This window comes from Saliniramus sp. (assembly GCF_035311605.1).
GTDB lineage: Bacteria > Pseudomonadota > Alphaproteobacteria > Rhizobiales > Beijerinckiaceae > Saliniramus.
In genome coordinates this window covers 1-3,634 of sequence record NZ_DATGCW010000124.1, presented here as the reverse complement: position 1 = coordinate 3,634, position 3,634 = coordinate 1, and the positions used below count along the sequence as shown (strand labels likewise).

Here is a 3,634-nt window from a genome sequence, read left to right as displayed (position 1 = left end):
GTCCCAGCGCCCCTCGGCGAAACGGTCATCGCCGGACAGTTCCGTACGCCCGGCAAAGATTTCGGCGAGCATCGCATCATCGAAAGCAAGCGTGTTCACCGAGAAGATGCCGCTTTCGAGAATGGCGCGGGTCGTGGCACTGCCCGCATTGGCACAGACGACGAGGGTCGGCGGGCGGTCTGATACCGAAGCGACCGCCGTTGCCGTGAAGCCGCTGCGGGCCGTCGCGTCTGCAGTCGCCACCACGTGAACGGCGCCGGCGACATGGCTCATCGCATCGCGATAATCGCGTGATTCGAGATCGCTCACGACGGCGATGCCCCGCTTTTCCCCGGCATGTCTCGCCTGTTCCTGCACCATTGCCCCATCTCACTGATCCCGCCATGTTCGCGATTCACACCATAATTTCGCAGATATGGTTCCGGCATGCGGATTGAGAAGGGGCGGCAAGATCCCGGGTTCTGTCGAATGCCGCTTCGGCAAGCATGAGACGGGCGCAACGCCCGGCGGCACATGACGCAATTTTCAATTGCTACCTTCAAGAGCAAGCGCCGTTGATCGACATCATTCGGCTCATCCGTGTACATGCGGCCGCTCAGGATTCCATCTCCACCACGCCACCGGTTTCGAGGGCCCGCCGCAAGCGGGTGAAGGCGAGACGGATGCGAGATTTGACTGTCCCCAGCGGCAGGCCGGTCTGCTCCGAGATCTCGCTGTGTGAAAGCCCTTCGAAGAAGGCCAGACGCACCAGTGAGAGTTGCTCGTCGGGAAGGCTGCTCATGGCGACCCGCACGGCCTCGTCACGCTGTGCGGCGTCGATATCCCCCTCGATATCGGTATCGTCGGGCAGATCGAAGACAGGGTCATCGGGCTCGGTCAGGGTCGAGCGGTCGCGGCGCAGGAGATCGATACGGCGGTTGCGGGCAATCCGGTAAAGCCAGGTGGAAAGCGAGGATTTGGCGGGATCGAAGAGGTCCGACTTGCGCCATAGCGTGGTCATCGCGTCCTGGGTGATCTCCTCGGCCAGCGCAGCATCGGCGCCCTGACGAATCAGATAAGCCTGCAGGCGCGGAGCGAAGAAATCGAACAGGCGCGCAAAAGCCGCACGGTCGCGCGACTGCGCGACGGCCTTGGCCAGTGCAGCGAGTTCGCCGGGTGAGAGCAAGCCGGTCCTCGATTCTTCTGGCGGCTGATGCCGCTTCTCGATCTGTTATGCGCGCGATGGCAATGCCATGAAATTAGAAGCAGGCGCGCGATGGCGCAATGCAAAACCGCCGATTCAGGAAAGGTTAACGTATTTTTGCCCATTTCAGGACAATGTAGTGAAAAACCGCGAGCACGATTCGCCGCATGGCGAGCCACCAACTGTCCAGGGTCAGATTCATGATGCTCACACGTTTTCTCCGCCGCTTCGCCCCCGCCATCGCGCTGGCTGGTGCCATGATTGCGGCTCCGTCCGGCGGCGCCCATGCACAATCGGGTGCGACACTTTTAGGCACCTTCAACGATTGGGGCGCCTACAGCGCGAGCGCGGATGGCGCCAGGGTCTGCTATGCGCTCTCACAACCGCAGCGCCGACTGCCCGAAGAATTGCGGCGCGGTGCCGGCTATCTCTTCGTCTCGTTCCGCCCGGCAGAGAACGTGCGCAACGAAGTGGCCGTGGTCATGGGCTTTCCCACCCGCGAGGGGCAGGATGCGATCGCCGATGTCGACGGCACGCGCTTTACCATGGTGACGAGCGGCGAGAATGTCTGGATCAAGGATCCCGCCGATGAAGGCCGCCTCGTCGATGCCTTCCTCGCCGGCAGCGAGTTGCGTCTGGAAGTCACATCCGGGCGCGGCAACGAGACGACGGATGTCTACTCTCTGATGGGCTTCACCGCCGCCCTGCGCCGGGCGCGCGAGGAATGCAGCTGAATCCTGAAGCAATCCCGCGCCGCAATTCCCGTGGGCGCGGGCCGCACATGATCGCCCGTGATCACAATTGCGTTATCGGCTCGCGGATGGGCGAGCCGATATGCAATGCGCGGATCCGCGCGCTGCATTACCGCGCGGGTCCGGCAGTTCTCATTTGCAGAAAAGCCGATAGAGCGTGCCGATCAGCTCGCGTGCTTCCTCGGAAGCGAGGCGGTAATAGATCGTCTGCCCCTCACGCCGCGTGGTGACGAGGCCGAGCGCCCGCAGCTTCGACAGATGCTGTGAGAGCGCCGATTGGCCGAGCCCTACCGATTCGGCGAGAGTGCCAACGGAGACTTCCTCATCCATCATGCGACACATCGCCATCAGGCGCTTGGAATGACCGAGCGCCGTCAGCAATTGTGCCACCATGTCGGCCTTCGGTTCCAGGGCCTGAAGATCTGAAGCTTTCACGTTCACACAGGGGTTCGCTGCCATATCTCCGTCTGTAGCGCGGGAAATGCTTTCCTGGCAACGCACATTTTCGAGACGTGATTTTGCGGTAGCCGTCTTCGTCAGAACTTCAATGGCCATGTCCGTCGAGCCTCCCGCGCAGGGCCGACAGGTCATAGCCTGCGCGAGCCGCGGTTGCAATGATGTCATTTTCCGACATCCGACCGGCATTGGCCAGCGCCCAGAGCACGCTGGAGCGCGTCCCCGAACGGCAGAAGGCCACGACCGGCCCGGCGAGCTCATCGAGCGCGGCTCGGAAGGCGGCGACGTCTTCCGGAGCGAATTGCCCCGAGATCACCGGTACGTAGCGGTATTCCAGACCGAGCTCGGCTGCGCGCGCGGCGATCGCCTCCTGCGGCGGCTGATCCGGGCCCTCACCGTCGGGCCGGTTGTTGATCACCGCCTTGTAGCCGGCTGCGGCGATCGCATCGAGATCCTCGAGGCGCAGCTGCGGCGCGACGGCGATATCATCGGTGAGCGGAATGTAGGACATGATGCGGTCTCGCTTTCATGGAGGTCGCTGAACCGGGGCGGATTTACAACAGACCCGCATTCTGTACCAGCATGTAGATGGCGACGGCGAAGATCAACGCCGCGAAGACGATATTCAGCGTGCCCTTGGCATCGGCCAGCTTGCGCGCCACACGCGCGCCGATGGCGCTGCCGAGGAATCCGCCGGCGATGAACAGGGCCGCGACCGGCCAGTCGACCAGCCCCGAAAAGGCATAGTTGCCCGCCGTCGTGACGCCGAAGGCGCTCACCGCGAAGAGCGAGGAGCCGATCGCATTGATGATCGGCATCCCCGTCGCCGCAATCAGCCCGGGCACGATCAGGAAGCCGCCGCCGATCCCGAAGAACCCGGCGAGCAGGCCGGCCCCGAGCCCGAAGATCACGAGCTTGCCGAAATTGTCGCGTCCCAGCACCACATCCGGCAGCCCCACCGCATTGCGCCGCTTGAGCATCAGCGCGCCGACGACGAGCATCAGCACGGCGAAGGCGGAAAGCAGCATCTCGCCGTCGATCATCTGTCCGATGGTCGAGCCCAGAGCCGCACCGAGCACGCCGGCGCCGGCGAAGACCGCCGCGCAGCGCCATTTCACCGTGCCCGAACGCGCATGCGAGCCGAGGCTCATCATCGCATTGACCGCCACGGCGACGGCACTGGTGCCAATCGCGACATGCGGGCTCGCCACGCCGACGAGATAGACCATGGCCGGCACGGCCA

The 3,634-nt window shown here is 63.7% G+C and carries 6 protein-coding genes; 1 reads left to right on the top strand and 5 read right to left on the bottom strand.

The features are described from left to right. On the bottom strand, positions 1-360 hold a 360-nt coding region (locus tag VKP01_RS06265), incomplete at its 3' end, for a flavin reductase (RefSeq protein ID WP_324411306.1). Between the two features lie 235 nt (positions 361-595). Further along, positions 596-1,165: a sigma-70 family RNA polymerase sigma factor gene (locus VKP01_RS06260; RefSeq protein ID WP_324411305.1), complete on the bottom strand. Its 570-nt coding sequence runs from the start codon at positions 1,163-1,165 to the stop codon at positions 596-598. Positions 1,166-1,383: 218 nt separating this feature from the next. On the opposite strand from VKP01_RS06260, the gene VKP01_RS06255 reads away from it, so the two are divergent. Further along, positions 1,384-1,917 (top strand): hypothetical protein, encoded by a 534-nt coding sequence (locus VKP01_RS06255; protein ID WP_324411304.1) that lies wholly within the window; start codon positions 1,384-1,386, stop codon positions 1,915-1,917. A 150-nt stretch (positions 1,918-2,067) separates the two neighbouring features. On the opposite strand, the gene VKP01_RS06250 is transcribed toward VKP01_RS06255, so the two are convergent. The 3 genes from VKP01_RS06250 to VKP01_RS06240 all read right to left on the bottom strand — a co-directional run. Next, entirely contained in the window at positions 2,068-2,394 is a 327-nt protein-coding gene (locus tag VKP01_RS06250) for a metalloregulator ArsR/SmtB family transcription factor (RefSeq protein WP_324411303.1), read from the bottom strand. A gap of 85 nt (positions 2,395-2,479) precedes the next feature. Further along, positions 2,480-2,902, bottom strand: a complete 423-nt coding sequence (locus VKP01_RS06245; protein ID WP_324411302.1) for a TIGR01244 family sulfur transferase — start codon at positions 2,900-2,902, stop codon at positions 2,480-2,482. Between the two features lie 43 nt (positions 2,903-2,945). Continuing rightward, a partial coding sequence (locus VKP01_RS06240; RefSeq protein ID WP_324411301.1) for a sulfite exporter TauE/SafE family protein occupies positions 2,946-3,634 on the bottom strand: 689 nt, incomplete at its 5' end.

Bases quoted from the DNA above. Each gene is read 5' to 3' on its own strand.
- VKP01_RS06250 (WP_324411303.1), bottom strand. From the start codon at position 2,394: ATGGCAGCGAACCCCTGTGTGAACGTGAAAGCTTCAGATCTTCAGGCC.
- VKP01_RS06245 (WP_324411302.1), bottom strand. From the start codon at position 2,902: ATGTCCTACATTCCGCTCACCGATGATATCGCCGTCGCGCCGCAGCTG.
- VKP01_RS06255 (WP_324411304.1), top strand. From the start codon at position 1,384: ATGATGCTCACACGTTTTCTCCGCCGCTTCGCCCCCGCCATCGCGCTG.